The 26,320-nt window shown below is 66.0% G+C and carries 26 protein-coding genes; 16 read left to right on the plus strand and 10 right to left on the minus strand.

The features are described from left to right. Positions 1-39 precede the first annotated feature (39 nt). The 4 genes from BJA_RS35650 to BJA_RS35665 all read right to left on the minus strand — a co-directional run bounded on the left by BJA_RS35650 (position 40) and on the right by BJA_RS35665 (position 4,964). Entirely contained in the window at positions 40-864 is an 825-nt protein-coding gene (locus BJA_RS35650; protein WP_011089769.1) for a Crp/Fnr family transcriptional regulator, read from the minus strand. A gap of 301 nt (positions 865-1,165) precedes the next feature. Next, positions 1,166-2,374: an LLM class flavin-dependent oxidoreductase gene (locus BJA_RS35655; RefSeq protein WP_028173087.1), complete on the minus strand. Its 1,209-nt coding sequence runs from the start codon at positions 2,372-2,374 to the stop codon at positions 1,166-1,168. 115 nt (positions 2,375-2,489) lie between these two features. Beyond that, complete coding sequence (locus BJA_RS35660) at positions 2,490-3,737, minus strand: acyltransferase family protein (RefSeq protein WP_063921540.1); 1,248 nt, start codon at positions 3,735-3,737, stop codon at positions 2,490-2,492. An 87-nt stretch (positions 3,738-3,824) separates the two neighbouring features. Beyond that, positions 3,825-4,964, minus strand: a complete 1,140-nt coding sequence (locus BJA_RS35665) for an AraC family transcriptional regulator (RefSeq protein ID WP_038965528.1) — start codon at positions 4,962-4,964, stop codon at positions 3,825-3,827. Positions 4,965-5,181: 217 nt separating this feature from the next. On the opposite strand from BJA_RS35665, the gene napE reads away from it, so the two are divergent. The 6 genes from napE (at position 5,182) to BJA_RS35695 (ending at position 10,574) form a co-directional block, all read left to right on the plus strand. Further along, a complete protein-coding gene (gene napE / locus BJA_RS35670) occupies positions 5,182-5,367 on the plus strand; it encodes a periplasmic nitrate reductase, NapE protein (RefSeq protein ID WP_011089773.1) in 186 nt (61 codons plus the stop codon). A gap of 35 nt (positions 5,368-5,402) precedes the next feature. Then, on the plus strand, positions 5,403-5,735 hold the full coding sequence (locus BJA_RS35675) for a chaperone NapD (RefSeq protein WP_011089774.1): 333 nt from the start codon (positions 5,403-5,405) through the stop codon (positions 5,733-5,735). 16 nt (positions 5,736-5,751) lie between these two features. Next, the gene (gene napA, locus BJA_RS35680) at positions 5,752-8,265 is read left to right on the plus strand and encodes a nitrate reductase catalytic subunit NapA (RefSeq protein ID WP_011089775.1); all 2,514 of its coding nucleotides are present in this window, start codon (positions 5,752-5,754) and stop codon (positions 8,263-8,265) included. Next, positions 8,262-8,732: a nitrate reductase cytochrome c-type subunit gene (locus tag BJA_RS35685; protein WP_028173083.1), complete on the plus strand. Its 471-nt coding sequence runs from the start codon at positions 8,262-8,264 to the stop codon at positions 8,730-8,732. The genes napA and BJA_RS35685 overlap by 4 nt, the downstream gene beginning before the upstream one ends. Further along, the gene (locus tag BJA_RS35690) at positions 8,729-9,370 is read left to right on the plus strand and encodes a NapC/NirT family cytochrome c (protein ID WP_011089777.1); all 642 of its coding nucleotides are present in this window, start codon (positions 8,729-8,731) and stop codon (positions 9,368-9,370) included. The genes BJA_RS35685 and BJA_RS35690 overlap by 4 nt, the downstream gene beginning before the upstream one ends. 88 nt (positions 9,371-9,458) lie before the next feature. Continuing rightward, positions 9,459-10,574, plus strand: a complete 1,116-nt coding sequence (locus BJA_RS35695; RefSeq protein ID WP_028173081.1) for an ATP-dependent DNA helicase — start codon at positions 9,459-9,461, stop codon at positions 10,572-10,574. 248 nt (positions 10,575-10,822) lie between these two features. Here the strand turns inward: BJA_RS35695 and BJA_RS35700 are convergent, their stop codons facing one another. Continuing rightward, positions 10,823-12,508, minus strand: coding sequence for a tetratricopeptide repeat protein (locus BJA_RS35700; RefSeq protein ID WP_011089779.1), 1,686 nt, complete (start codon positions 12,506-12,508; stop codon positions 10,823-10,825). A 249-nt stretch (positions 12,509-12,757) separates the two neighbouring features. Here BJA_RS35700 and msrA point away from each other — a divergent pair, with 249 nt between their 5' ends. The 4 genes from msrA (at position 12,758) to BJA_RS35720 (ending at position 14,690) form a co-directional block, all read left to right on the plus strand. Then, the gene (msrA, locus tag BJA_RS35705) at positions 12,758-13,462 is read left to right on the plus strand and encodes a peptide-methionine (S)-S-oxide reductase MsrA (RefSeq protein ID WP_011089780.1); all 705 of its coding nucleotides are present in this window, start codon (positions 12,758-12,760) and stop codon (positions 13,460-13,462) included. Positions 13,463-13,491: 29 nt separating this feature from the next. Next, on the plus strand, positions 13,492-13,911 hold the full coding sequence (gene msrB / locus BJA_RS35710; protein WP_011089781.1) for a peptide-methionine (R)-S-oxide reductase MsrB: 420 nt from the start codon (positions 13,492-13,494) through the stop codon (positions 13,909-13,911). 108 nt (positions 13,912-14,019) lie between these two features. Next, a complete protein-coding gene (locus BJA_RS35715) occupies positions 14,020-14,184 on the plus strand; it encodes a DUF3309 family protein (RefSeq protein WP_053815155.1) in 165 nt (54 codons plus the stop codon). 212 nt (positions 14,185-14,396) lie between these two features. Continuing rightward, positions 14,397-14,690, plus strand: coding sequence for a hypothetical protein (locus BJA_RS35720; protein ID WP_028173077.1), 294 nt, complete (start codon positions 14,397-14,399; stop codon positions 14,688-14,690). An 87-nt stretch (positions 14,691-14,777) separates the two neighbouring features. On the opposite strand, the gene BJA_RS35725 is transcribed toward BJA_RS35720, so the two are convergent. Together BJA_RS35725 and BJA_RS35730 are read right to left on the minus strand one after the other, a co-directional pair. Further along, positions 14,778-15,335, minus strand: coding sequence for a DUF4112 domain-containing protein (locus BJA_RS35725; protein WP_011089783.1), 558 nt, complete (start codon positions 15,333-15,335; stop codon positions 14,778-14,780). 62 nt (positions 15,336-15,397) lie between these two features. Continuing rightward, a complete protein-coding gene (locus tag BJA_RS35730) occupies positions 15,398-15,823 on the minus strand; it encodes a DUF5413 family protein (protein ID WP_011089784.1) in 426 nt (141 codons plus the stop codon). Positions 15,824-15,967: 144 nt separating this feature from the next. Between BJA_RS35730 and BJA_RS35735 the strand changes: the two genes are divergently transcribed. From BJA_RS35735 to BJA_RS35745, 3 genes are all read left to right on the plus strand, one after another. Beyond that, the gene (locus BJA_RS35735) at positions 15,968-16,210 is read left to right on the plus strand and encodes a hypothetical protein (protein WP_028173075.1); all 243 of its coding nucleotides are present in this window, start codon (positions 15,968-15,970) and stop codon (positions 16,208-16,210) included. 38 nt (positions 16,211-16,248) lie between these two features. Continuing rightward, positions 16,249-16,473 (plus strand): hypothetical protein, encoded by a 225-nt coding sequence (locus tag BJA_RS35740; RefSeq protein WP_028173074.1) that lies wholly within the window; start codon positions 16,249-16,251, stop codon positions 16,471-16,473. Positions 16,474-16,731: 258 nt separating this feature from the next. Next, positions 16,732-17,007: a hypothetical protein gene (locus BJA_RS35745; protein ID WP_370139528.1), complete on the plus strand. Its 276-nt coding sequence runs from the start codon at positions 16,732-16,734 to the stop codon at positions 17,005-17,007. 159 nt (positions 17,008-17,166) lie between these two features. On the opposite strand, the gene BJA_RS35750 is transcribed toward BJA_RS35745, so the two are convergent. Continuing rightward, positions 17,167-18,792 (minus strand): hypothetical protein, encoded by a 1,626-nt coding sequence (locus BJA_RS35750; RefSeq protein WP_011089788.1) that lies wholly within the window; start codon positions 18,790-18,792, stop codon positions 17,167-17,169. Positions 18,793-18,829: 37 nt separating this feature from the next. Further along, positions 18,830-20,122, minus strand: coding sequence for an adenylosuccinate synthase (locus BJA_RS35755; protein WP_011089789.1), 1,293 nt, complete (start codon positions 20,120-20,122; stop codon positions 18,830-18,832). A gap of 361 nt (positions 20,123-20,483) precedes the next feature. Between BJA_RS35755 and mgtA the strand changes: the two genes are divergently transcribed. The 3 genes from mgtA to BJA_RS35770 all read left to right on the plus strand — a co-directional run bounded on the left by mgtA (position 20,484) and on the right by BJA_RS35770 (position 25,800). Continuing rightward, on the plus strand, positions 20,484-22,982 hold the full coding sequence (mgtA, locus tag BJA_RS35760; RefSeq protein ID WP_011089790.1) for a magnesium-translocating P-type ATPase: 2,499 nt from the start codon (positions 20,484-20,486) through the stop codon (positions 22,980-22,982). 167 nt (positions 22,983-23,149) lie between these two features. Next, positions 23,150-24,712 carry a phytoene desaturase family protein gene (locus BJA_RS35765; protein ID WP_051000248.1) on the plus strand — a complete coding sequence of 521 codons (1,563 nt, stop codon included), beginning with the start codon at positions 23,150-23,152 and terminating at the stop codon, positions 24,710-24,712. Between the two features lie 155 nt (positions 24,713-24,867). Continuing rightward, the gene (locus tag BJA_RS35770; RefSeq protein WP_011089792.1) at positions 24,868-25,800 is read left to right on the plus strand and encodes a DMT family transporter; all 933 of its coding nucleotides are present in this window, start codon (positions 24,868-24,870) and stop codon (positions 25,798-25,800) included. A 35-nt stretch (positions 25,801-25,835) separates the two neighbouring features. On the opposite strand, the gene BJA_RS35775 is transcribed toward BJA_RS35770, so the two are convergent. Beyond that, a complete protein-coding gene (locus BJA_RS35775; protein ID WP_011089793.1) occupies positions 25,836-26,240 on the minus strand; it encodes a VOC family protein in 405 nt (134 codons plus the stop codon). Positions 26,241-26,320: the final 80 nt, after the last annotated feature.

Here is a 26,320-nt window from a genome sequence, read left to right on the forward strand (position 1 = left end):
CTCCGGCGCGGTAGACGCCGAACCATCCAGAGCGTGTCCTCATTGACGGGGCGCAGCGGACCTCATATGCGCCTTGACTGCCGCGGTTGTTTCCGGGAATGGCGCAAGGGCAGGCTGCGGCGCCGCCAATTCCTGGCAATACATCCGATCGATCTTGTCCTGCATCAGCGCATAACAATCGCATGCAACGCGCTCGAGCCGCGCCCGGTCGATCTCTACAAACCCGCGCCGGTCGGACGGGACGGCGCCGGCCGCGCGCAGCTTGCTCATCGTCAGCGTCGCCGTCGTCCGCCGCACCCCGAGCAACTGCGCGAGCGCCTCCTGCGTCACCGGGAGGAGGTCACTGGGAACGCGATCGTGGAGCTGCAGGAGCCACCGCGCCATGCGGCCATCCACCAGGTGCAGCGCATTGCAGGCCGCGACGTGCTGGAGCTGCAACAGCAACGCGCGGACGTGGACCTGCACGACATTCCTGATGGCCTCGCTTCGCGCATAGGCAGCCCGAAACCTGGCGGCGGAGATCTGCGATGCCGTGCCGGCCACACGAGCAACCGCGGTCACCGATGACAGCGACGGGCCGAGCGCAGAGAACGAGGCCAAGGCGCCTTCCCGTCCGATCAACGTGGTTGCAACCGTTTGCCCGTCCGGCATGTCGAGCATGAAGGCGATTGCACCGCTATGGGGAAAGAAAACCGGGTCGAGCTCATCGCCCGACCGCACCAGGACGGTATCGGGTTCGAACGAGACCTTCTGGAAGTGAGGCGTGAGCAAGCCGAGATCCGCCGGCGGCAACGCCGCCAGCAACCGATTGCCGACGCCAGCGCGGTGGACGGTCGCGATGCTTTCCGGTGAACGAGCCGTCATGAGCAACGGTATCCATTTCTCAGCTTCACTACGATGACCCGAAATTCGAATTGGCCAACGAAAATATCCAAACAGAGCCCTTGAGGGAGATCAAGCACGGACTATTGCGGTCCCAACCGGCAGATCCTCCCGCGCAAACAGGATCTTGAACCCATCATACGGTTAACGATCGTCTGCATCCTAAGGGTTTCGATGAGATGATCGACCAGCAAAGGTTGCGACAGCGCAGGAGTGGGCGATTGGCCCCATGCGGAGGCCCCGCCCCGCCAATAAGGGCATGGCCGACGTCAAACGTGCCCCCCTATCCGGCGGCCGCCGCTCTCGCCGGGGCGACGTTCACGGCGAGCTTGCCGTAACGGTCGGTGAAGGCCTGGGTGTCGATCTCTTCCAGCTTGATTTCGCCGCTCATGACGCTCCTCTTCCAGGCGGCCTGGGCGGGATCGTTCTGGAACTCCGGCATCACCTCCCGGCCGAACAATTCGAGCGATTCGCAGATGTGCTCGTGGCTGTTCTTGCCGGCCTGGTTGAGCAGGATGACCTGGTCGATATGCGAGCTCTGGAAGCGCCTGAGCTTCTTGCGGATCGTCTCCGGCGAGCCGATCAGGCCGCCGCGCAGCGCCGCCTCCTGGGCCTCTGGATTGTCGCGCTTCCACTTGTTGTACTCGTCCCACATATTGACGGTGTAGGGCGCGGGCCGCTGGCGGTTCTGCGCGGCGCCATAGAAGCGCAGCGCGAACTGGAAGAAGGTGGCGCCGTCGGCGCGGGCGCGCGCCTCCTCGTCGGTCTTCGCGCACATGAAGAACGACACCAGCGCCATGTTCGGGTTGATCTCGTAGTCCGCAAGCTTGTGCAGCCGCTTGGTCATGGCGTTGTAATAGGCGTGCACCCAGGCATGGGCGGCGTCGGCGCTGACGAACTGGAAGCCGAGCGCGCCAAAACCATGACGGCCGGCGCGCTCGATGGTCGGAAGCTGCGAGCAGGCCATCCACAGCGGCGGATGCGGCTTCTGCACCGGCTTCGGCACCACGTTGCGCAAGGGGATGTCGAAATACTTGCCGTGATGCTCGCTGCCCGCGTCCCTGAACATCGGGAAGATCGCGGCTACGGCCTCCTCGAACACCTCCTTCTTGGTCTCCATGTCGCGGCCGAATGGCTCCAGCTCGGTGATCGAGGCGCTCTCGCCCATGCCGAATTCGCAGCGGCCGTTGGAGAGCAGGTCGAGCACCGCGACACGCTCGGCGACGCGCGCCGGGTGATTGGTGGTGAGCTGGAGGATGCCGTGGCCGAGCCGGATCTTTTGCGTGCGCTGGCTCGCCGCCGCCAGGAACGATTCCGGTGACGGCGAGTGCGAATATTCCTCGAGGAAGTGATGCTCGACGACCCAGGCATGGTCGTAGCCGAGCTTGTCGGCGAGTTCCATCTGCGAGAGCGCGTTCTGGTAGAGCTTGAGCTCGTCCCCGGCGACCCATGGCCGCGGCAGTTGCAGCTCGTAGAAGATGCCGAACTTCATGGCGCCCCTCTCCCGCATTATTCTTTGTTGCGCTCATCTTAGTGAGCGGGGCGGCGCTGTCTACGGAGCAGCAATTCCGCCGTGCGGGAGAACGGTCCCCTCAACGCATCCGGCGTTATTGCGCGGCGGAGCCTTCCACCGCAACGACATGCGCCGCTTCGCGTGGTGCGCGGCGGCCGTTCAGGACCACACCGATGAAGGTGAAGCGCACCAGCAGATGATAGCTCGCCAGCATCGGAGGAAGCGCGACGGCGAGAATGATGGCGAACTTGATCGGCGCGGACCAGTCGAGCTGCGACACCGCAACTTGTAGCGCCATCACGATCGGCATGTGGATCAGATAGAGCCAGTAGGACGCATCGGCGAGGTAACGCCAGGTCGGGCTGAAGCCGGACATGAAGCGGAGCGCGAGACCGAGGACCGCGAAGGTCGAGATCCATATCGCCGGGGCATACAGGGTGGCGGAGACAAGCCTGAGCGTGGCGAAGCTGACCGGCAGTTTCGGCGCACCCGGCGCGGACAGCATCACACCTGAGAGCACGAAGCTGATCAGGATCAGGCCGACCGCGAGCAGGAGTTGCGGGAGCCAGCGCCGCTCGAGAAGCCGCAGCAGATCGACCTGCCGATGCAGCAGCCAGCCGACGCCGAATGCGGTGCCGAAGCCGATCCAGGCCTGCGCGTTGGTGATGAGTGATTGATCCGGCGTCCTCACCCCCATCACATTGATCCATCGTTGGTCGAGGCAGAACGCGATGCCGATCGGGATCGCCAGAACCAGCGGAGCCAGTGGATTTCGCATGATCCCTGTGAAGAGGCGGCCGATGACCCTTCGCAGCGTGCCGGAGGCATCAAGCCGGACAATTGCGCCACGCAGCAGCAGCATGGCGACATACAGCTCCAGCAGCACGTAGAGAAACCAGAGATGGGCCAGGGGGAAATTCGGCAGCACCGGCGGCCAGCCACGCGCGCCGGGAGTCGGACCGCCATTGGGAAAGCCGGAGGCCCAGATGACCACCAGAGCCATCGGCGTAAACACGATCGGCCAGCCGATCACGAGCGGCAGCCCGATCCGCTGCAACCTGTCCCTGACAAAGCCCCAACTCCCCCGGCGATGGAAACTCATGCGGGCAAAGAAACCGGCCATCGGGAAGAAGGCCGTCATCCGGAAGACGTGGATGGTGAAGGTCAGCAGGCCCAGGAGGAGGCTTGGATGGGTGTCCTGGATGAACCAGAACCGGGGTGTGGCGGGCACGAATGACATTGCCGCGTGCAGGACGATGCCGAGCAGCAAGGCGCCGCCCCTGAGCGCATCGAGAGCGTGGAGCCGTTCCGATGTGGGGGTGGCGGCGGTCGAAGGAGACATGGGTGGGCTCATTCCGGCTGGCGAGAAGCTTCTGCCGGACAGTCTGCCCAATCGGGGCGCGGCCCTCTTGCCCAATCCAAAAATCGGCTAGCCGATTTCTCGACGCAGTTCGCTGATGTCGGCCCTACCCGGCCGGCTCAGCGCCTCGCGCCGGAATTCGGTCGGGGTCACGCCGGTTTCGGCCTTGAAAGCGCGATTGAAAGGTCCGATCGACTGGAAGCCCGCGTCCATGGCGATGGTCAGCACCGGGACTTCCCGCTGCGTCACGTCGGACAGCGCCAGCTTGGCATCCTCGATCCGATAGCGATTCAGGAATGCATTGAAGTTGCGATAGCCCAGCCCTTCGTTGATCGCCTGGCGCAGCCGATGCTCGGGAACGTCGAGCCGCGCCGCGAGCGTCCCGATCGCAAGACCTTCCTGCCGGTAGGTTCGTTCCACGGTCATCAGATGGTCGAGGCGCCGGAGCAGGATGGGATCGACGGCGACCCGGGGGTCGACGATGACCCGCCCCGCGGCGGCGCGATCGGCGACCCGGGCCTGTCTCCCCGCCTCGCCGGATGCGATCGCAGCCGTGGCGTCGTCGACGGCCACCGCCGCCGGTGCGCTGAACAGGCCCAGGCCGGCAAGCATGGCCACCACGAACAGGCTGAGCGCGGTCGGAAGACTGCCGGACGCGCCGGGCGCGGCAACCGGAATATCGGCGAAGCCCGCGACGGCGACGAGCCCGATCATCGCGACATTGATGGCGAGCATCGCCAGCCGCAGCCGGCGCCGCCGCATCACCAGATCCACGCGCCAGGTCTTGACCGTCTGGACCGCGGCCGCGAGCGCCAGCACCAGGGCCACGATCGCAAGGACCTTGCCGCCGCCCTTGGCCAGAGTCGGCCATCGCGGCCAACCGAGCGACAGCGCAAATCCAAAGGCGACGATGGCCAGCCACAAGGCGCCATGCCACCGCCTGAGCACGAAATCGTCGTCAAACGCCGCGCGGGCCCACAACCAGAACACGGCAGGCATCGCGGACAGGATCGGCAACGTCCACCACCATGACGCCTTGGGAAAGAACGGCGCGGTGACGATCGCATAGAACACGCCCCCGGCGGACATGGCCATGCCCAGCAAAGCGTTCTGATTTGGAATGCGGCGCTGGAGCGCCACGAGGACGATCAACAGGAACACGCCGCTCGCCGCGCCGCGAAACCCGAGATCGATGGCCGTGAGCCCCATCTGGTTCACAATTCGCATTGCCCCGTTCGAGAGCTAAGTTTCGCATCGCGCCGGCCCGGGCACAACCCAAACTTGCGGTTGTGGTCACGGCCCAACCATCCTCGCAAATCGACGGATTGATCCAGATCAACGCGTTGACGCCGCGGTTGCAGCACAAGCAAGGCAAGGTAACGGCCCGGATGCCGTCCCAATTCCCAAAATTTCAGAGAGACCGAATATGTCGGCCCCTGACGACACGACCTCGCGCGTGCGCCGTAGGCGCATGGAGATTTTCGCCTTCCTGTTCCTGACCGCGGTCGTGATGCCCGTCCTCGCCGTCGGAACGGTCGGCTCCTACGGGCTTGGCGTCTGGATCTACCAGATGTTTGCCGGTCCTCCCGGCCCACCAGCCTCCCCGCATTGATCCCCAAGGATCCCCAAGAGCGAAAGACAGGCATCATGGCCCAACCCTCACTCAATCATAAAGTCACGCTCAACCGCCGCGCCTTGATCACCGGCCGGGTGCTCAGCGCCGACCGTATCGTGCCGCCGCCGGGCTACGAAATCGCCAGCATCATCGTGCAGGCGCGCCCCGAGCGCCTCGCCGAGGTCGAAGCCGAGATCATTGCGCTTGCCGGCTGCGAGATCCACGGCCGCGACCCGCGCGGCAAGCTCGTCGTCGTGACCGAAGCGCCGGATGCCGGCAGCCTCGGCACCATGCTCAACACCATCCAGTCGCTGCAACACGTCTATTCCGCGGCGCTGGTCTTCCACGCCATCGAAACCGCCTGAGTCAGGAAGAGCCATCATGACATCGCCGAAGCTCGACCGCCGCCAGATGCTGAAGCTCGAGGCCGCCGCGATCGCGGCCGCTGCCGCTGGCCTCCCGGTGCCGGCGCTCGCCGCCAACCTCGCCACCGAGCGCGAGGTGAGCGAACTGAAATGGGACAAGGCCGCCTGCCGCTTCTGCGGCACCGGCTGCTCCGTGATGGTCGCGACCAAGGAGAACCGCGTCGTCGCGACGCACGGCGACATCAAGGCCGAGGTCAATCGCGGCCTCAACTGCGTCAAGGGCTACTTCCTCTCCAAGATCATGTACGGCCACGACCGCCTGACGCAGCCGATGTTGCGCAAGGCGAACGGCAAATACGACAAGAACGGCGACTTCACGCCCGTGTCCTGGACCGAAGCCTTCGACATCATGGAGGTGAAGTGGAAGGAGGCGATGAAGAAGCGCGGCCCCAACGGCGTCGCCATGTTCGGCTCCGGCCAGTGGACGATCTGGGAAGGCTATGCCGCCTCGAAGTTGTTCAAGGCCGGCTTCCGCACCAACAACATCGACCCCAACGCGCGGCACTGCATGGCCTCGGCCGTCGCCGGCATGATGCGCACCTTCGGCATCGACGAGCCGCCCGGCTGCTATGACGACATCGAGGCCACCGACGCCTTCGTGCTGTGGGGCTCCAACATGGCGGAGATGCACCCCATCCTGTGGACGCGCCTGACCGACCGCCGGCTGTCCGCGCCGCATGTCCGCGTCGCCGTGCTCTCGACCTTCGAGCACCGCTCGTTCGACCTCGCCGACATCGGCATGGTGTTCAAGCCGCAGACCGATCTCTATTTGCTGAACGCCATCGCCAACCACATCATCAAGACCGGCCGCGTCAACAAGGACTTCGTCGCGGCCCACACCGTGTTCAGGCGCGGCCAGACCGATATCGGCTACGGCCTACGGCCCGAGCATCCGCTGCAGAAGAAGGCGACGGGCGCGGCGAAGGCCAACGACTCCACGGACATGAGCTATGACGAGTACGTCAAGTTCGTCTCGGAGTACACGCTGGAGAAGGCGGCCGAGATGTCCGGCGTGCCGCTCAACCGCCTGGAGGCGCTCGCCGAGCTCTACGCCGATCCCAAGACCAAGGTGGTCTCGTTCTGGACCATGGGCTTCAACCAGCACACCCGCGGCGTCTGGTGCAACAACCTCGTCTACAACATCCATCTTCTGACCGGAAAGATCTCCTCGCCCGGCAACAGCCCGTTCTCGCTGACCGGCCAGCCCTCGGCCTGCGGCACCGCGCGCGAGGTCGGCACCTTCTCGCACCGCCTGCCCGCGGACATGGTCGTCACCAACAAGGAACACCGCACCAAGGCCGAACACATCTGGCAGCTGCCCGAAGGCACCATTCCCGACAAGCCCGGCGCGCATGCCGTGCTGCAAAGCCGGATGCTGAAGGACGGCCTGATCAACGCCTACTGGGTGCAGGTCAACAACAACCTCCAGGCCGGCCCCAACGCCAACGAGGAGACCTATCCGGGCTTCCGCAATCCCGACAATTTCATCGTGGTCTCGGATGCCTATCCGTCGGTCACCGCACTCGCGGCCGACTTGATCCTGCCCACCGCGATGTGGGTCGAGAAGGAAGGCGCCTATGGCAATGCCGAGCGGCGGACGCAGTTCTGGCATCAGCTCGTCCCTGCCCCGGGCGAGTCGAAGTCCGATCTCTGGCAGCTCATGGAATTCTCCAAGCGCTTCAAGATCGAGGAGGTCTGGCCCGAGGAGTTGATCGCCAAGAAGCCGGAGGTGCGCGGCAAGACGCTGTTCGACGTGCTCTACAAGAACGGCCAGGTCGACAAGTTCCCGGTCTCCGACATCGAGCAGGGCTATCTCAACGACGAGTCCAAGGCGTTCGGCTTCTACGTGCACAAGGGCCTGTTCGAGGAATATGCCTCGTTCGGCCGCGGCCACGGCCATGACCTCGCGCCGTTCGACGCCTATCACAAAGAGCGCGGCCTACGCTGGCCTGTCGTCAACGGCCAGGAAACGAGATGGCGTTTCCGCGAGGGCAGCGATCCCTACGTCAAGCAGGGCACCGACGTGCAGTTCTACGGCTATCCGGACGGCAAGGCGCGCATCTTCGCGCTGCCTTACGAGCCGGCGGCGGAATCGCCCGACGGCGAATATCCGTTCTGGCTCTCGACCGGCCGCGTGCTGGAGCACTGGCATTCCGGCACCATGACGCGCCGCGTGCCCGAGCTCTACAAGGCCTTCCCCGAGGCCGTGTGCTTCATGCATCCGGACGATGCGCAAGAGGCGAAGATCCGGCGCGGCGACGAGGTGAAGGTGGTGTCCCGCCGCGGCTTCATCCGCGTCCGCGTCGAGACGCGCGGCCGCGACCGGCCGCCGCGTGGCCTCGTCTTCGTGCCGTGGTTCGACGAATCCAAGCTGATCAACAAGGTGACGCTTGACGCCACCGATCCGATCTCGCTGCAAACCGACTTCAAGAAATGCGCCGTGCGCATCGAGCGGGTGAACGTGTCATGATGAAACGATTTGGAATCGCATTGCTTGCGGTCGCGATCGCCGCGGGCGCGAGTTCGCTGACCGCGCAGACGGTGACGTCGGGCCTGCGCGGCCCGGCCCCGCTCAATGACGAGGGGCCGGCGCCGCCGATGCTGCCGAACCGCAACACCTCCGAGCGGGAGGTGCGCAATTATCCGGAGCAGCCGCCGGTGATCCCGCACACGATCGACGGCTACCAGGTCGACCTCAACGGCAACAAATGCCTGTCGTGCCACGCGCGGGCGCGCACCGCGGAATCGCAGGCGCCGATGGTCTCGATCACGCATTTCATGGACCGCGACGGCCAGTTCCTGGCCTCGATCTCGCCGCGACGCTTCTTCTGCACGGAATGCCACGTGCCGCAGAACACCGCGACCCCGCCCGTCAGCAACGACTTCACCGACATCGACACGCTGCTGTCGCGCGCAAGCCCCGGTGGCCGCCGATGACGACGACCGCTGACGAGGCAAAAGCCAAGCGCGGCTTCGTCGCGCGAAGCTGGGATTTCGCGCGCGAGCTCTGGCAGGTGCTGATCCGGCCGAGCTCGGTGTTCGGACTCGGCGTGCTGGTGCTGGCGGGCTTTGCGGCCGGCGTGATCTTCTGGGGCGGCTTCAACACCGCGCTGGAATTGACCAACACCGAGAAGTTCTGCACCGGCTGCCACGAGATGAAGGACAACGTCTTCGCCGAGCTGAAGTCGACCATCCACTTCAGCAACCGCTCCGGCGTGCGCGCGACCTGTCCGGACTGCCACGTGCCGCACAACTGGACCGACAAGATCGCGCGCAAGATGCAGGCCTCCAAGGAGGTCTGGGGCAAGCTCTTCGGCACGATCGACACCCGCGAGAAATTCCTGGATCACCGGCTCGAGCTGGCGGCGCATGAATGGGCGCGCTTCAAGGCCAACGATTCGCTCGAGTGCCGCAACTGCCACAGCGCCGATTCCATGGATATCACCAAGCAGTCGCCGCGGGCCTCGGTGGCGCACCAGCGCTTCCTGTTCACGGGGGAAAAGACCTGCATCGACTGCCACAAGGGCATCGCCCACCATCTGCCCGACATGCGCGGCGTTCCCGGCTGGCAATAGGGCGATCTGCGCCGCTTGAACCGGCGGGCCGAATGGTTAGTTTTGGGGGATGGCGAATCGCTTCGGCTCGCCCCTCCTCAAGACAGACATGGCCACTTTCACCCCGCATCAGGATGCCGCTCTCAAGGCCGTCGGCGACTGGCTCAAGGCCAAGCCCGGCCGGGGCGGCACGCCGCCGGTGTTCCGCCTGTTCGGCTTTGCCGGCACCGGCAAGACCACGCTGGCGCGGCACATCGCCGAGGGCGTCGACGGCGAGGTGAAGTTCGCCGCCTTCACCGGCAAGGCCGCGCTGGTGATGCGCAACAAGGGCTGCGACGAGGCCTCCACCATCCACTCGCTGATCTACCGCGCCCGCGAATCCGGCGAGGAGCAGCCGAGCTTCGAATTGTGGGACGACGCGCCCGCGTCCAAGGCCAAGCTGATCGTGATCGACGAATGCTCGATGGTCGATGCCGAACTGGGGCGCGACCTGATGTCGTTCGACTGTCCGCTGCTGGTGCTAGGGGATCCCGCGCAGCTGCCGCCGATCCAGGGCGGCGGCTTCTTCACCAACACCGAGCCCGACGCGATGCTGACCGAGGTGCACCGCCAGGCCCAGGACGATCCGATCGTGCGGATGTCGATGGACGTCCGCGAGGGCCGCGAGCTCGACATCGGCCGCTACGGCGAGAGCGAGGTGGTGTCGCGCAAGGAGCTCGATCCCGACCGCGTCATGGGCGCCGACCAGGTCCTGGTCGGCCGCAACAACACCCGCCGCGCCTACAACATGCGGGTGCGGCAGCGCCAGAACATCGAGGACGCCTTTCCGGTCGCCGGCGACAAGCTGGTGTGCCTGCGCAACAACCGCAAGAAGGGCCTGTTCAACGGCGGCCTGTGGCGCGTGAAGTCGCGCAACACCTCGCGCTCCAAATCGCGCATCCTGTCCATGCGGCTGTCGCCGGACGAGGATCTTGGCCACAAGGTGACGAAGGTCTCGGTGCGCGCCGACTGCTTCGAGGGCGGCGTCGAGCAGATCGCCTGGGAACAGCGCAAGCCCTATGACGAGTTCGACTACGGCTACGTGCTGACCGTGCACAAGTCGCAGGGCTCGCAATGGGACGACGTCGTGCTGTTCGACGAGAGTTTTGCGTTTCAGGACTCGAGGGCCAGGTGGCTGTACACGGGGATCACGCGCGCGGCGAAAAGGTTGAGCATCGTTGTTTAAAACTCCGATGCCGTAGGGTGGGCAAAGGCGCAAAGCGCCATGCCCACCGTCTCTCCACACACGAAATAAAAATGGTGGGCACGCTTCGCTTTGCCCACCCTACGACACCTGCCTACCCCGTCATTCCGGGGCGGCTCGAAGAGCCGAACCCGGAATCTCGAGATTCTCAGGTGCGCAATTGCGCACCATAGTTCGATGCTTCGCGTCGCTCCGGAATGACGAATTGAGTTGCTCTGCAACTCAATTCGTCACTTCCCCGCGGCGAAATAGAAATCCTCGCGCCCCGGGGGCGAGCCGTAGGTGAACGGCTGCTGCTCGTGCCTGGTGGCGGACCAGACGTCGTCGCGGACGATGTCGAACAGCTTTCTGATCTCGACGCGCGGCTCCTTGATCTCGCGGGCGAGCGCGGTGGCGAACGGGCTGTCGGTGCCGCCATCGCCGTCCATCGCGGTCTCACCGTGCTTGGCGGCGTAGACCACCATGAAGCCCGCGCCGGGCTCGATGTTGGAAAAGCCCTTGTCGACCAGCTTGAGCGACAGCGTCCGCTGCATGGTCGGCGCGAACGGATTGTCGCGGCACGCATCCAGCATCACCAGACGCACTTTTCGCGCGGCGCCGACGGCGGCGATCACCTGCTCGAGGGCGACGGCCTGGGCCTCGGCATCCCTGTCGGCGGCAAGCTTGGCGTCGACGGGAACGAGGTAGTTCACCCCGCCGATCTCGAATCCGTGGCCGGCGTAGTAGACCACCGCCCAATCGGCCTTCTCCGCTTCGGCGGCGAACGTCTGCAGCGCTTCGAAGAACTTGTCGCGGGTCAGGTCGCTGACCGATATCACGGTCTGGAAGCCGACGTCGCGCAGCGCGTTTGCGATCAACTTCGAGTCGCGCGGCGGGTTGGGCAGGGCGTGCACGTTCTTGTAGGCGCCGTTGCCGATCACCAGCGCGACGCGGCGCCCGGTCGCCCCGGCCGGCGCCTGCGGCGTCAGCGCGGCGAGCCGCTCCTGCGCGACGGCGCGGGCGCGCGCGACGTCGAGTTCGTCGAATTTCGTCAGCGAATAGGCGGCCGCGCGGTAGTCGGCGCGGGCCTGGGCGAGATCTTTCCTGCGCTCGTAGATCTGGCCGCGGCCTGAATGTGCCCGGACATTGTTCGGGTTGATCTGGATGGCCGAGTTGTAGTCCTTCAGCGCGGCGTCGAGGTCGCCCTTCATCATGCTGACATCGGCGCGGTTGTTGATTGCGTAGACGTTCTTCGGCTGCTTCTCGATCAGGCCGTTGCAATCGGCAAAGGCCTGGTCGTACTTGCCCATCATGCCCCAGGTGATGCAGCGGTTGCCTGCGATCTGCGGCGCGGCCGGATCGATCTTCTCGGCCTCCGCGAAATCGGCGATCGCGCCGTCGAAATCCTTCATCAACGTGCGCACGCGGGCGCGATTGGTCCAGCCGAGCAGGAATTTTGGCGTGTACTTGATCGACAGGTTGAAGTCGTCGAGCGCGCTTTGCAGCGCGCCCCTGCGCAGATGGATGACGCCGCGGTTGTTGTAGGGGACGCCGTAGGTCGGGCGCTTCTGGAGCGCGAGGTTGTAGTCCGCCATCGCGAGGTCGTCCTTGCCCGAGCGTTCATAGGCAAGGCCGCGCAGGTTGAGAACGATGACGTTGTCCGGATCGAGATCGACGGCCATGGACAGGGTCTCGATCGCGCGGGCGTAGTCGCGCTTGTTGATCAGGGTGTTGCCGCGCACGGACAGCGCGATCGCCTTGTCCTTGCCGGCGAGGCGGTCAGCGTTGAGCAGATTGTCGCAGGCCTGCGCCCTCGCCTGGAGCTCCGCCTGGCGGTCACGGCAGATGGCGAGATCGTCGCCGGCCTGCGGCTCGGCCGCGGCGGCGGCGACGGCGGAGATCAGGGTGACGAGGGTCAGGGAAACGACGCGCAGCATGTTGTCAGGCCAGCTCCAGCCACCACTTTTTTAAGTCGATCGTCGATCGCGCGGGTTCATCTAGCGCGGAGTTCCTCACCTCGCCAAGCCGGGCTGCCTCGGGCCGCGTTTTCTCACAGAGTCGTGTCCGCCGCGGCGTAACAATCGGCACCTGTCCCCGTATCTCAAGTGACTGAAATGCCGCCGGGCAGGCTGTTCGCCCGGCGCCAACCGACCTAGAATATCCACCTTCCGGAAAGAGGATCCGCCATGCGCCGTCCCGCCCTCCTGTCCCTGCTGGCTGCTACGACCGCCCTGACGCTGGCCTTTGCCGTGCCGTCCCGGGCCGCCGAGGATGCGGTCGTGATCCCCGCCCCGACCATGGACGCGGCGCCGGCGAGCGGCATCCAGACCGCCGTGATCGCCGGCGGCTGCTTCTGGGGCGTGCAGGGCGTGTTCCAGCACACTGCGGGCGTCGTCAACGCGGTCTCCGGCTATGCCGGCGGCACCAAGGCGACCGCCGACTACCAGACTGTCTCGAGCGGCCGGACCGGCCACGCGGAATCGGTCGAGATCAAGTACGACCCGAAGAAGATCAGTTACGGAAAGATCCTCCAGATCTACTTCTCGGTGGCGCACGACCCAACCCAGCTCAACCGCCAGGGGCCAGACACCGGCACGCAATATCGCTCGGCGATCTTCACCACCTCCGAGGAGCAGAAGAAGGTGGCCGAGGCCTATATCGCCCAGCTCAACGGCGCCAAGGTGTTCAGCAAGCCGATCGTGACCAAGGTCGGCGCGCTGGAGGCGTTCTATCCGGCGGAAGCCTATCATCAGGACTATCTGACGCTGCATCCGAACCAGCCCTACATCGCCTATAACGACCTGCCCAAGGTCGAGAACCTGAAAAAGCTGTTCGCGGATAACTACATTGAGAAGCCGACGCTGGTGAATGCCAGCAAGGCCACCAACTGATCGCGAGATCACCAAGAAACGGGAGACCCATGCCCGACGCCAAGACGAAGACCACGGACGACAAAGTCATCAAGAGCGAAGAGCAGTGGCGGCGCGAACTGTCGCCGATCCAGTACGCGGTGCTGCGCGAGAAGGCGACCGAGCGTCCCTTCTCCGGCGAATATGAGCACGACCACCGTGCCGGCACCTATGTCTGCGCCGGCTGCGGCAACGTGCTGTTCGAGTCCGACGCCAAGTTCGATTCCGGCTGCGGCTGGCCGAGCTTCACCCAGCCCGCCGTCGAGAGCCATGTCGACGAGGAAAGGGACGTGAGCCACGGCATGATCCGCACCGAAGTGCTCTGCGCCAAGTGCAGCGGCCATCTCGGCCATGTCTTCCCCGACGGCCCCGGGCCGACGGGCCTGCGCTACTGCATCAACTCGGCGGCGCTGAAGCTCGAGCCGAAATAAACGTTGCGCGCCGTTGGGTTCCGTCATGGAACCCGGCGGCGCGATGTGCTTTTCTTCTCTGGCGGTGCGGCCGATCATCGCGATTTGGCGGCCGCCAGGGAGGATGCCATGTCGCTCGGGACCATCCTGATCATCCTGGTGATCATCTACCTGCTCGGCGGCCTGTCCGGCCGCGTCGGCGGTTACGGCTACGGCATGGGCCATTCCGGCATGGGGATCGGTGGCGTCGTGCTCGTGGTGCTGGTCGTGCTGTTGCTTCTTGGCAAACTATAAACCATCCAACTAATTGAAATTACTTGATTTATAGCCCTTGCGGGGCTGCCATGCGCGGATTCATCATCTCCCATCGCAGGGGTCGCAATTTTGTCAAAACGGCCTATATTAGAGGGCGAAAATGACATGTGCGGCGGGCCCACGCGATTGGCCTCCGCCCTCCCAAACCCCACGCGCTTAAAGCCCCAGAGAAGATCACGAGGTCTTTGACCATGCGTCCACTGCGTCCGTTCAACTTCAACACTTCCGCCGAGCTCTTCCCCGCCGCGATCCGCAAGAAGAAGCGTGCCGGCTTCACCTATCGCCGGTTCGGCACCGCGGCCGAAGCCGTGCAGTTCGCGATGGAGCAGTTGCCGACGGATTCGCTGAACGGCGCCTATCTCCAGGTCGAGGAAGCGCGCTTCGACCAGAATGGCATCCGCTCGCTCTATGAGAGCGAAGCTTTCCCGCTGCCCCGTCGCCGCAAGCCCGAACCGGCTGCCGAGGCCGACGCCGACGCGGCGTAAGTTTTTTCGCCAAGCCCGATCTGCGCAGAAGGCGCGATGGCCGAAAGGCTATCGCGCTTTTGCGTTTTGGAAGCGCAGAGCGTGGATTCAGATCCGCGGCTGCTTGTCGAGCCAGCGGCGGAGCAGGCGCATATTGCGCATGTTGGCGCGGAACATGACGTCGAAGGCGTCGCCCGCAAGCGGCACCATGCCGACCACGCCGTCGACCGCGACATTGCCGAGCATGCGCGCCGTGAGGTACCAGGGCGCGCCCAGCGCGCGCGCCTCGCGCACCAGCCACAGCGAGATCGCGGTGGTGATGATGTCGCCGACGACGGGGATCAGTCCGATCAGGCCGTCGATGCCGTAGCGGATGTTGGTGCCGGGCAGGATGAAGGCGACGTCGAGCAGCTTGGCGATCGCCTCGAGCCGCGCGATGCGCTGCTCGCGCGTCAGGTTGCCGAACGGATTGCCTCCCAGCGGTTGGCCCTGACCGAACTCAAAACGAAACTCGCGAAATCCCCGCTCCAGCGTCTCGGGCCGGATCTCGCGGCCGTCCTGGTCGATGATCGGCCCGCGTGGTTCCGTGCCTGAGAAGGTGGCGCGCGAACGGCTCCCGGAACGGGATTTGCGCGGAGCAAGAATATCGTCGTCGGACATGGTCATAGCCCAGGGGAAACTCGCGAGCGCGGCGGAGGTTGCTGCACCGCGCGCGAACGTCGCGCGGGTCAGGTCGGCGCCGCCGCCGCTTGCGGCTCCTCGACATATCTATGCACGAGCCAGGAGGAAAGCACCGACGGCACGAAGCCGACCAAGCCGTACAGGATGAACTGAACCGCACCCGAATCCGGCCCGCGCGAGCTGTAGGTCAGCGAGGCCAGGACGAAAGCGAACAGGCCGACCAGCAGCATCCGCAGCACCGGGCCGACCCGGCGGATGTGGAGCAGGATGTCATCGACCGCGCCGATCATCAGCGACGGCAGGAAGCCGAACAGATAGCTGTATTGCAGGGTCTTGAAGAACACTGCGAACAGCTTGCCGACCTCGCCAAGATTGGTCTGGGTCCAGTAACCGGACTGGTAGGTCGTCGTCAGCAGCAGCAGGAACCCGCCGACAAACGGCCCGACCAGCGCAAACACCAGATAGCGTTTCATCAAAGACCCTCACACTTTGGCCCTGTTATAGCAGCGCCTCGGGAACCTTGAATAGCGGGCGCCGACTCCTCCCCCGGGGGAACAAGTGGCAAGGCGACGAGTTCAGACAGGACCTGAATGACCCCTCTCGGACCGGAGCCGCCGATGTCCCGCAAATTTCTTCTGGCGACGATCACGCTTGCAACCCTCGGTGGCCTGTCGAGCGCGCCGGCTCTCGCGCAAGGCCACATGGGCACACCGCAGGAGCAGAACGCCTGCTCGCGCGATGCCTCGCGGCTGTGCCGCAAGGACCTCGGCAATGACGGCGCGGTGCAGAGCTGCCTGCAGGCCAACCGGGCCAAGCTGTCGAAGTCGTGCAGCAAGGTGTTCGCCAGTCACGGCATGTGAAGATCGGAAACAGTCCCTGCGAACGGAGAGGTGAAGCCATGCTGCGCGACGAACAGCTCTCGATCCTCAGGGACATCAGTCAATCCATTGCCTTTGCCGACGACCGGCAAGGCAAGATGGGACAGTTGATCGCCGACGGCTACGTGATGAAGGACGGCGATCTGTTCGAGCTCACGGCGAAGGGCGTCACCGCCGTCGAGGAACACGCCGCCGCACTCGGCGAGAGCGACGCCACAAGCACGCCATCCTATCGCCTCATCTGACGCAACGCGTCGCTTTCTGCGTGACGTGCGCGCAACAATTGCGAATTCGTTCGCGCGGACCATTGCAGCCATACGACAATGGCGCATACTTGGCTCGGGCGGCGCAGCACTTTTCGATTCGAACATCACGAGAGATCGAGCAACCACATGCGGGATGAGGTTCCCGGCGTGATGGCTGAGACATGCGGCAGGTCAAGCCGCGTGAGGCGCCCCAAAACCAAGCGGCTCAAGCCCACGGAACTCGGGGACACATTCAGCATGACACGCAACCGGACCATCGCAACTCTCTTCGCCCTCGCCACCACCGCTGTCGCATTCCAGACATCGCCCGGCTTCGCCTTCTCGTCCGAAGCGCAGCAGATGTGCTCGGGCGATGCGATGCGGCTGTGCTCCAGTGAAATTCCCGACATCCCGCGGATCACCGCGTGCATGGTGCGGAACAAGGCGCAGGTCAGTCCCGGCTGCCGCGCCGTGATGGACCGCGAGCACGCCGCCGCCGCGGCATCGCGCAAGCGGGAAGCGGCCGCGCAGTAGTCATCCATCCAGGATGTCATTCCGGGGCGGTGCGCAGCACCGAACTATGATGCGCAATTGCGCATCTGAGAATCCATTTCTCTACGTCACGTGCTGTGCAATGGATTCCGGGTTCGCGCTTCGCGCGCCCCGGAATGACGGAGGTCGTCCAGGCTTCGCTTAGTCGCCCCACTGCGCGAACGCGTCGTTGAAGGCGCGCTCGCCGGGGGCGCCCTTCTCGATCGCGATGATGGCGCGGCGCTGGTTGGCGTAGACCAGGGGCACGTCGAACCAGGAACGCTCCTTCAGGAGCTGGACGTTGCGGGCGCGGTCGGCGTCGACGTTGGACAGGCCGACCAGGAAGAAGCCGTCGGTGACCTTGACCGCGAGCCCTGCGAGCGGCGTGCCGCGCGCCTGCTCGTTCGACTTCATCAGGATGCCCGGCACGTTGGAGACGCTGCCGCCCGGGAAATCCTGCGGCAGGATGAAGGTCAATTCCGCGGTGTGGCTCGCCGGCAGCGAGGAGTCGGTGTTGCGGCGGAACGACATCGTCATCTTGAACTTGCGGTCGGGAATCTCGATGTCGGCGCGCACGGCGACGTCGGCCTTCTGGTTGCCCGACGCCTTGATCGGCTCGAGCCGCCACACCACCGAGCCGACATATTGCTTGCCCTTCGGATCGGACGGATCCTCGTCATAGAGCACGACCTTCTGCGCCACCGGCGCGACCGGCTGGTCGCTGGCCGAGGGCTGGCCGACGCGATCGGGGATCTTCGGCTTGCTCTGCGGCTGGGACGCATCCTTCGGCGCCTCCACCACCTGGGTCGGCGAGGACTTGAACAGGCCGCTCACGGTCTGGAGCAGCGGCTTGCCCCAGAGAATGCCGGCGCCGACCAGGATCAACACGATGCCGACGGCGATCGCACTCTTGAACGGGAAGACGGAGCGCGCGCGCTTGGGCTTTTTGGCGTCGCGGTCGAGGACGGGGATGTGCGGGCGCCCCGACGGCTGCCGCGGCGCATAGCGCTCGGCCTCCTCGACCGACTCGTCATAGGAATAGGGCGCATCGCCCTCGCCGGCGCGGTTCTCCAGGCTCGGCTCCAGCCGGTCGAATTCCGGCGAGGGCGAGGGCACGTTGGCGTAGGTGCGGCGCGCGGCGCGATTGGCCTGCGCGGCGGCGCCGCCGAGATCGTTGACGTCGGCGGTGATGTCGCGGAAGCCGCGCACGCCAGGTGCGGGCGGCAGCGGCGGCGGAGGTCCGATGTCCGGCGGACGGCGCCCACCCGCGCGCTCGCGTCCGGCAGGCGGCGGGACCGGCGGCTCGGGCGGCGGCGGCGCCGGCGGACCGGGCTGGCGCGGCGCATCGAAACGGGGCGCGCGCGGCGGACGCTGGGCCTCGCCCTGGTCATCGACGTTGAAGGACGGGCGGTCGGCGCGCGGCGGCGGTGGTGCCGGACGGGCGCGCGGCGGAGCAGCCGGTGGGGCTGCGGCCGGGTTGCCTTCGGTGGCACGGGTGCTGGCGCGGCGGAAGGCATCGCCGCTGCCGCTGCTGCGGGTGCCGCCACCACCGGGGCGCGAGGCCTCGCGGGCACGCTGGGCGGCCTCCGATTCGACCTTGCGGACAGCCTCTTCCAGCGACAGCCGTTCGCGGGTGATCTCGGATTCGGAGAGCGGCGGCTGCACGCTGCGCAGCTGTGCGATCAGCGCCGTGCGCGCCCGCTCATAGAGCGCGCGACGGCTTTCGCCGGGAGCGTTGGGATCCAAGGCGGCAATAGCGCGGGCGATCAGCGGATAGTAATCAGCCATTTCTACTCAACTATACGCGCGTCCCGGTAAGAGATCGTTAAGCCTCAAACGGATTTTGCACCAGGATAGTATCTTCGCGTTCGGGGCTGGTGGAAAGCAGCGCGACCGGGCACCCCACCAATTCCTCGATCCGGCGGACATATTTGATGGCCTGGGCCGGCAGATCGGCCCAGGACCGTGCACTGGCGGTCGGCTCCTTCCAGCCCTCGATGGTCTCGTAGATCGGCTCGACCCGGGCCTGGGCGCCCTCGCCGGCCGGGAAGTGGTCGATCTCCTTGCCGTCAAGCTTGTAGCCGGTGCAGACCTCGATCGAGTCGAAGCCGTCGAGGATGTCGAGCTTGGTCAGCGCGAGGCCATTGATGCCGCAGGTGCGGACCGCCTGGCGGACCAGCACGGCGTCGAACCAGCCGCAGCGGCGGGGCCGCCCGGTATTGGTTCCGAACTCACGGCCGCGCTCGCCGATCTTGCGGCCGATCTCGTTGTCCTGCTCGGTCGGGAACGGGCCCTGGCCGACGCGGGTCGTATAGGCCTTGCACAGGCCGAGCACGTAGCCGACCGCGCCGGGGCCGAGGCCCGAGCCGGTCGCAGCCTGCGCCGCCACCGTGTTGGACGAGGTGACGTAGGGGTAGGTGCCGTGGTCGACGTCGAGCAGCGCGCCTTGCGCACCCTCGAACAGCATGCGCTTGCCTTCGCGGCGCTTGATGTCGAGCAGCCGCCACACCGTCTCGGCATATGGCAGCAGCTGCGGCGCCAGCGCGGTCAATTCCTTCAGGATATCCTTGCCGTCGAACTCCGGCAGATTGAGGCCGCGGCGCAAGGCGTTGTGGTGAGCCAGCAGCCGGTCGATCTTGTGCGGCAGCGTGTCGAGGTCGGCGAGGTCCATCAGGCGGATGGCGCGGCGGCCGACCTTGTCTTCATAGGCCGGTCCAATGCCGCGGCGCGTGGTGCCGATCGCGGTCGCCGCATTGGCGGATTCGCGGTGCGCGTCGAGCTCGCGGTGCAGCGGCAGGATCAGGGTGACGTTCTCGGCCACGCGCAGATTTTCCGGGGAGACAGCGACGCCCTGCGCGCGCAGCTTGGTGACCTCGTCGAGGAAGGCCGCGGGATCGAACACCACGCCGTTGCCGATCACCGACAGCTTGTGTTCGCGCAGCACGCCCGAGGGCAGCAGCGCGAGCTTGTAGGTCTTGCCGTTGATCACCAGCGTGTGGCCGGCGTTATGGCCGCCCTGGAAACGGACGACGATGTCCGCCTGCTCCGACAACCAGTCGACGATCTTGCCCTTCCCTTCGTCGCCCCACTGGGCGCCGACGACGACAACATTGGCCATTCGCGGGTAATCCCTATTCAATCTGTCTCTAGGAGGCATGATCCTCGCGGAAAACCGGTGCCCACTTTTCCGGGATCATGCCTGCGCCAAGCCCTCTCCGCGGCCCAAGGCCGCTCGCACGCAAGGCAGCCAACCGGATAAAGGAAGCGGCCTCTCTAGGCAAGCAAGAACGGGGCTTTTTCGAGGTCGGAAAGGCACTCCAAGCCTTTGATATAACCTTAAAATCCTGAAAGATTCGCGGCCCCGCGACAGCGGAATTGACACGCATCAACCGTTCCGGCCCGCGAATGCGCCAAGGGATGGCTGTCACCTCCGCCGCTTACCCTTCCCGGGCCCCCGAGACCGCCATGCCGGATATGCCGTGACCAAGCCACCGAACAACCAGGCGAGCCAATTCTGGCGCCTGCCGACGGATGCGCTCTGCACCCGGCTCGGCTGCTCCTTGCAGGGCCTGACTGCGACCGAGGCCGCCGAACGCCTCGGCCGTTTCGGGCCGAACAGCGACGCGCCGCCGCGCATCGAGGGGGCGGCGCGTGCAGTCCTGCGCCGGCTGCTGGAGCCGCTGTCGCTGATCCTGCTGGTCGCCGGCATCGTCTCGATGCTGACCGGCGACGACGTCGGCGGGCTCATCATCGTGCTGATTCTCGCGGGCTCGATCGGGCTCGACACCATCCAGGAGGGCCACGCGGTCCGCGCCGCCGAGATCCTCCGCCGTTCGGTGGCGCTCAAGGCCGAGGTCAGGCGCGACGGCGCCTTCTGCGAGATCGACGTCGACCACGTCGTTCCGGGCGACCTCCTGCGTGTCCGCGCCGGCGACATCATCCCGGCGGATGGGTTGATCCTGGAGAGTACCGCCTTCACGGCCGGGGAAGCCGCGCTCACCGGCGAGCCCTATCCGGTGCAGAAGCGCGCCGGCGCCGCCACCGACCCCGACGACACCTCGAACGCACTGTTCCGCGGCGCCGTGGCGCAGACGGGCGAGGCGATCGCGCTCGTCGTCAGGACCGGCCGCGACACCGTGTTCGGCGCGGCCGCCTCCGCGCTCGCCGAGACGCAGGCCCCCTCCCCGTTCGAGCGCGATTTGCGCGAGTTCGGCCTCGTGATCGCGCGGGCCACGCTCGCGCTGGTGCTGGTCGTGCTCACCGTCCGCGTCGTGTTCGGCCGGCCAGTGCTCGATTCGCTGCTGTTCGCGGTCGCGCTCGCGGTCGGGCTGACGCCGGAGCTGCTGCCGATGATCACTACGGTGACGCTGTCGCGCGGCGCACTTCGGATGGCCGGCCGCAAGGTGATCGTGAAGCGGCTGGCCGCGATCCACGACCTCGGGGCCATGACGGTCCTGTGCACCGACAAGACCGGCACGCTGACATCGGCCGAGATCACGCTCGCCCGGAGCCTCGACGCCGAGGGCAAGGACAACGCCCGCGCCGCGCAGCTCGGCGCCATCGCGGCATCGCTCGGCGGCGATCGCGGCTCGCTCGATGCCGCGCTCGTCGCCGGCCGGCCGGACGCCGCACAGGGCTGGACCTTGGCCGGACGGCAGGCCTTCGACTTCTCGCGCCGGCTGGGATCGGTGCTCGCGACCGGCCCCGAAGGCACGCTGCTCATCGTCAAGGGCGCGCCGGAAGCCGTGCTCGCATTGTGCACGATGGACGAGCGCGCGCGCACGGCTGCGCTGGCGCGCGTGCGTGAGCTCGCGAGCGAGGGCCTGCGCACCGTGGCGATCGCCTCGCGGGCGTGGAGCGGCGTGCTGCGCGAGGTCGAGACGGAGGACGAGACCGATCTCGCCTTCGAGGGCTTTTGCGCCTTCGCCGATCCGCCGAAGCCGACGGCCGCGGCCGCAATCGCGCAGCTCGCGGCGCGCGGCGTGGGCCTGAAGATCCTCTCGGGCGACGACCCCGTGGTGGTGAAGCGGCTCGCGAGCCTGGTCGGACTGAACCCCGAGCGCGTACTGTCGGGGACCGACGTTGCGGCGCTCAGCGACGCGGCGCTCGCCGTGCAGGTGCGCTCCACGGACGCGTTCGGCCGCCTCGCGCCGGACCAGAAGTCGCGCATCGTGAGGGCGCTTCAGGCGGGCGGCGAAGTGGTCGGCTTCCTCGGCGACGGCATCAACGACGCACCGGCCCTGAAGGTCGCCGACGTCGGATTGTCGGTCGACGGCGCGACCGGTGTGGCGCAGGCCGCCGCCGACATGATCCTGCTGGCTTCGGATCTCGAGGTCGTCGCCGACGGCGTCGCGGAAGGACGGCGCACCTTCGCCAACATCCTCAAATATGTCCGCATGGGCGCAAGCTCGAATTTCGGCAACATGCTGTCGATGGCGATCGCCTCGATGGTGCTGCCGTTCCTGCCGATGCTGCCGACGCAGATCCTGCTCAACAACCTGCTGTACGATCTCTCGGAGCTCGGCATTCCCTTCGACCGGGTCTCGGCGCAGGCAACGGCGCAGCCGCAGGTGTGGAGCATGTCGAACCTGGCGCGCTTCGCCGCGATCATGGGACCGCTGTCGTCGGTGTTCGACTTCCTGACCTTCGGCGCCCTCATCATGCTGTTTCACGCATCGCCCGGCGAGTTCCGCACCGCCTGGTTCATCGAATCTATGGCGACGCAGATCCTGGTGATCTTCGTCATCCGCACCAACGGCCGACCGTGGCGCAATTGGCCCGATCCAGTGCTGTCGGCCTCGTCGCTGATCGCCTTGCTGGTCGCGATGGTCGTGCCGTTCACCCCGGTCGGCACCTGGTTCGGCTTTGTCGCGCCGCCGCCGTTGATGATGGCCGGCATCGCGCTGCTCGTCGTCGTCTATCTCGCCTGCGCCGAGCTGCTGAAGCCCTTCGCGATCCGCAGCAAACGCAAGCGATAGAGATTTGTGACCGCGATATTTCAGATCATTTCGGACCCGCACAAATTTCCACCGACAGCGATTGACGCAGGTCAATCGCGCCCCCTGCTGCGCGCTCCTAGTATGGAACCGTGAGCCATGGAGGCGGACCAGGCGTCTGCCTCAATGTTGCAGCGAGGTCACCCGAGATGTCACGCAGCTTTGACGCCATCACCATCGGATCGGGGCTCGGCGGCCTGACCGCGGCGGCCCTGCTCGCCCGCGCAGGCCACGAGGTTCTGGTACTCGAGCGCAACCAGAATTTCGGGGGAGCGGCCACGGTCTATCGTCACGGCCAGCTCGCGATCGAGGCCTCGCTGCACGAGATCGACGGCCTGGACGCCTCCGATCCCAAGCTTCCGATCCTGCGCGCGCTCGGCATCGATCGCGATCTGCCCTTCGTGGATGTCGGCGCGCTGCACGAGGTGCGGAGCCCTCTGTTCGAGCGCCCCTTCGTGATGCCGCACGGCCTCGAAGCCGCCTCGGCCGCGGCGAAGGCGCAGTTTCCGGCGCACGCCAAGGGCATCGCCCAATATTTCGAGCGCATCGACGCCGTCCGGCAGGCGGTGGCGCTGATGAGCGAGCATCAGGACGACCGCGACTGGTGGCTCTGGAACGCGCCGACATTGCCGTGGCGCCTGTGGCCGCTGATCCGCGACCGGCACGCGACCTTGAGCGAAGTGCTCACCCGCCTGTTCGGTGACAGCGAGGCGATCAAGCTCGCGCTTGCCTCCAACCTCAGCTACTACACCGACGATCCCGACACGATGCCTTTCATCCAGTTTGCGATTCCGCAGGCCTCCTATCTCGTCGGCGGCGGACACTATGTCCGCGGCGGGTCGCAGGCGCTCAGCGATCGCCTGATCGCGATCATTCGCGACGCGGGCGGTGCGGTAGAGGCGGGACGCGAGGTCGAGACCATTCTGGTCGACGGCGCCCGCGCCCGCGGCGTGCGTCATCGCGCGACGAGGGCCGATGATGTGCGCGAGGAGCTGGCGCCGATTCTGCTCGGCAACGCGGCGCCCTCCGTGCTGGCCTCGATGCTGCCGCAGGACAAGCGCGCCGCGTTCCTGTCGCGCTACGAAGACCGGCAACCATCGATCTCACTTTGGAGCATAGCGATCGGTCTCAGCCGGCCGTCCGACGATTTCGGCGTCAGGCACTATTCGACCAGCGTGCTGCCGGGGTGGTTGACTAAACTCTCCGGTTTCCGCGAGGCCGGCGCACTGCTGGGCGAGGATCCACCGGCACGTCTCCCCCCCTACGGCTTCGTCGCCTACGATCAGATCGATACGGGCCTGAACGAGAGACCGCCTTATCTCGGCGCGCTCGTCGGCGTCGACCGGCTCGCGAACTGGACCGGTCTGTCCGCCGAAGCAAAGCGCTCCCGCAAGGAGCGTTGGATGGATCTCGTCATTGCCGATCTCGACCGGAATTATCCCGGAATCGCCGGCGCGATCACGCAGCGCGAGATGTCGACGTCCGAAACCTTCGCGCATTACCTCAACACGCCCGGCGGCGCGATCTACGGCTTCGCACCGCAAACGCGCGGATTCAAGCCAATGCCGGCGACCGCCATCAACGGCCTTTATCTCGCCTCGGCGTTCACGGGCGGCGGCGGCTTTACCGGCGCGATTCTCGGCGGAGGTTGGGCCGCACGGGCAGCGATGCACCCGAATGCGGGGCCAAGCGGCGCACAGGCGGCTTCCTGAAGTTTCGCCGTTCCGCGCGGCGCATGATGGCGATGCATCTGCGCCATTGATATCAGGCATATTTCCGTGTCTTTGGACGGTGCCGGGCCATGAGCCGGCCCGGACATCGCCGGGCCGGGGGCTTCGGCGCATGACGCGGGGCCATAACAATCACGATGTCCGCCACCGGCCAGACCACGAGCACCGAAACATCCGGTCACAACTGGGTCGCGAACCAGCCTTACCTGCTGCTCAGCATCACCGCGTTGTGCTGGGCCGGCAACGCCATCGTCGGGCGGCTTGCCGCCGGCCACATCCCGCCGGTGACGCTGTCGTTCCTGCGCTGGTCCTTCGCGTTCCTCCTGGTGCTGCCGTTCGCCTGGAAACATCTCGCACAGGACTGGCCGGCGATCCGCGGCAAGCTCGGCCTGATGGTGACGCTCTCGATCACCGGCATCGGCGCCTTCAACACCCTGCAATACTGGGCGCTGGAGCACACCCAGGCGCTCAACACGCTGCTGCTCCAGTCGGCCGCGCCGCTGCTCGTGGCGCTGTGGTCGCTGGCGATCCTCGGCATCAGGCTCACCGCGGCGCAGGCCTTCGGCGTACTGCTGTCGATGTGCGGCGTGCTGACCATCCTGCTGCATGGCGATTTCACCACGCTGTCGAACATCGAGTTCAACAAGGGCGACCTCATCTTCCTCCTCGCGCTGCTGATCTTCGCGCTCTATTCGGTGCTGAGCCTGAAGCGGCCGGCGATGCACGGCCTGTCGTTCCTCGCCTTCACCTTCGGCGCCGGCGCCGCCTGCCTCATTCCGCTGGAGATCTGGGAATTGTCCGCGCGGCCCGTGATGAAGTTCGACGCGCCGAACCTGCTGACCCTGTTCTATGTCGCGGTCTTCCCCTCCACCCTCGCCTATCTCTGCTTCAATCGCGGGGTGCGCCTGATCGGCGCCAACCGCGCCGCGCCGTTCTTCCACGTCGTGCCGGTGTTCGGTTCGATCATGGCGATGGTTTTCCTGGGCGAACGCCCGCAGGCGTTCCACTTCATCGGTTTCGCGCTGGTGCTGTCGGGCGTGTTCGCGGCGTCAAGGAAGCAGGCGAGCTAGCCCGCCTTGTCAGCTCGCCGCGCAGCGTTCTGCGGTCAGGTGCTCGCTGATGGGTTCATCCATACGATTTCCCAAACATAGCCGTCCGGATCTTCGATGTGGCGGTTATACATGAAGCCGAGATCCTGTGCCGGGTTGGGATCGGCGCGACCACCCGCCGCCACCGCGCGAGTCAGCGTTGCATCGACGGCGTCGCGGTCATCGACCGTGAGGGCGATCAAGACCTGACTGTCGCGGCGCGGGTCACCAATCGGGCGTTTGGTGAATTGGCGATAGTGGTCGTGGGTCAGCAGCATCACGCCAATCGCGTCCGTGACCATGAGCGAGGTCGAACTCTCGCCCGAGAACTGAGGGTTCACCGTACCGCCGAGCGCCACATAGAACGCCGTCGATGCGGCGAGATCGCGCACGGGCAGGTTCAGCAGAATCATCCTGGACATTGCTTTTCCTTCTTCAGCGGCGGGATGCCGCGCTATTGCAAAGTTCTGCTTGCGAGAGTGCCTGCCGGCCTCGGGGCCGT

The organism is Bradyrhizobium diazoefficiens USDA 110 (assembly GCF_000011365.1).
Lineage (GTDB): Bacteria > Pseudomonadota > Alphaproteobacteria > Rhizobiales > Xanthobacteraceae > Bradyrhizobium > Bradyrhizobium diazoefficiens.

What these genes read in the sequence shown, in the direction of transcription:
- BJA_RS35765 (WP_051000248.1), top strand. Translation starts at nt 23,150, where the DNA reads ATGTCACGCAGCTTTGACGCCATCACCATCGGATCGGGGCTCGGCGGC.
- BJA_RS35700 (WP_011089779.1), bottom strand. Translation starts at nt 12,508, where the DNA reads ATGCTGCGCGTCGTTTCCCTGACCCTCGTCACCCTGATCTCCGCCGTC.
- BJA_RS35660 (WP_063921540.1), bottom strand. Translation starts at nt 3,737, where the DNA reads ATGTCTCCTTCGACCGCCGCCACCCCCACATCGGAACGGCTCCACGCT.
- BJA_RS35740 (WP_028173074.1), top strand. Translation starts at nt 16,249, where the DNA reads ATGCTGCGCGACGAACAGCTCTCGATCCTCAGGGACATCAGTCAATCC.
- BJA_RS35745 (WP_370139528.1), top strand. Translation starts at nt 16,732, where the DNA reads ATGACACGCAACCGGACCATCGCAACTCTCTTCGCCCTCGCCACCACC.
- msrB (WP_011089781.1), top strand. Translation starts at nt 13,492, where the DNA reads ATGCCCGACGCCAAGACGAAGACCACGGACGACAAAGTCATCAAGAGC.
- BJA_RS35665 (WP_038965528.1), bottom strand. Translation starts at nt 4,964, where the DNA reads ATGGGGCTCACGGCCATCGATCTCGGGTTTCGCGGCGCGGCGAGCGGC.
- napA (WP_011089775.1), top strand. Translation starts at nt 5,752, where the DNA reads ATGACATCGCCGAAGCTCGACCGCCGCCAGATGCTGAAGCTCGAGGCC.
- napE (WP_011089773.1), top strand. Translation starts at nt 5,182, where the DNA reads ATGTCGGCCCCTGACGACACGACCTCGCGCGTGCGCCGTAGGCGCATG.
- BJA_RS35725 (WP_011089783.1), bottom strand. Translation starts at nt 15,335, where the DNA reads ATGACCATGTCCGACGACGATATTCTTGCTCCGCGCAAATCCCGTTCC.
- BJA_RS35775 (WP_011089793.1), bottom strand. Translation starts at nt 26,240, where the DNA reads ATGTCCAGGATGATTCTGCTGAACCTGCCCGTGCGCGATCTCGCCGCA.
- BJA_RS35735 (WP_028173075.1), top strand. Translation starts at nt 15,968, where the DNA reads ATGTCCCGCAAATTTCTTCTGGCGACGATCACGCTTGCAACCCTCGGT.
- BJA_RS35715 (WP_053815155.1), top strand. Translation starts at nt 14,020, where the DNA reads ATGTCGCTCGGGACCATCCTGATCATCCTGGTGATCATCTACCTGCTC.
- BJA_RS35650 (WP_011089769.1), bottom strand. Translation starts at nt 864, where the DNA reads ATGACGGCTCGTTCACCGGAAAGCATCGCGACCGTCCACCGCGCTGGC.
- BJA_RS35755 (WP_011089789.1), bottom strand. Translation starts at nt 20,122, where the DNA reads ATGGCCAATGTTGTCGTCGTCGGCGCCCAGTGGGGCGACGAAGGGAAG.
- BJA_RS35730 (WP_011089784.1), bottom strand. Translation starts at nt 15,823, where the DNA reads ATGAAACGCTATCTGGTGTTTGCGCTGGTCGGGCCGTTTGTCGGCGGG.
- BJA_RS35695 (WP_028173081.1), top strand. Translation starts at nt 9,459, where the DNA reads ATGGCCACTTTCACCCCGCATCAGGATGCCGCTCTCAAGGCCGTCGGC.
- BJA_RS35690 (WP_011089777.1), top strand. Translation starts at nt 8,729, where the DNA reads ATGACGACGACCGCTGACGAGGCAAAAGCCAAGCGCGGCTTCGTCGCG.
- BJA_RS35750 (WP_011089788.1), bottom strand. Translation starts at nt 18,792, where the DNA reads ATGGCTGATTACTATCCGCTGATCGCCCGCGCTATTGCCGCCTTGGAT.
- BJA_RS35770 (WP_011089792.1), top strand. Translation starts at nt 24,868, where the DNA reads ATGTCCGCCACCGGCCAGACCACGAGCACCGAAACATCCGGTCACAAC.
- BJA_RS35675 (WP_011089774.1), top strand. Translation starts at nt 5,403, where the DNA reads ATGGCCCAACCCTCACTCAATCATAAAGTCACGCTCAACCGCCGCGCC.
- BJA_RS35655 (WP_028173087.1), bottom strand. Translation starts at nt 2,374, where the DNA reads ATGAAGTTCGGCATCTTCTACGAGCTGCAACTGCCGCGGCCATGGGTC.
- BJA_RS35720 (WP_028173077.1), top strand. Translation starts at nt 14,397, where the DNA reads ATGCGTCCACTGCGTCCGTTCAACTTCAACACTTCCGCCGAGCTCTTC.
- BJA_RS35685 (WP_028173083.1), top strand. Translation starts at nt 8,262, where the DNA reads ATGATGAAACGATTTGGAATCGCATTGCTTGCGGTCGCGATCGCCGCG.
- msrA (WP_011089780.1), top strand. Translation starts at nt 12,758, where the DNA reads ATGCGCCGTCCCGCCCTCCTGTCCCTGCTGGCTGCTACGACCGCCCTG.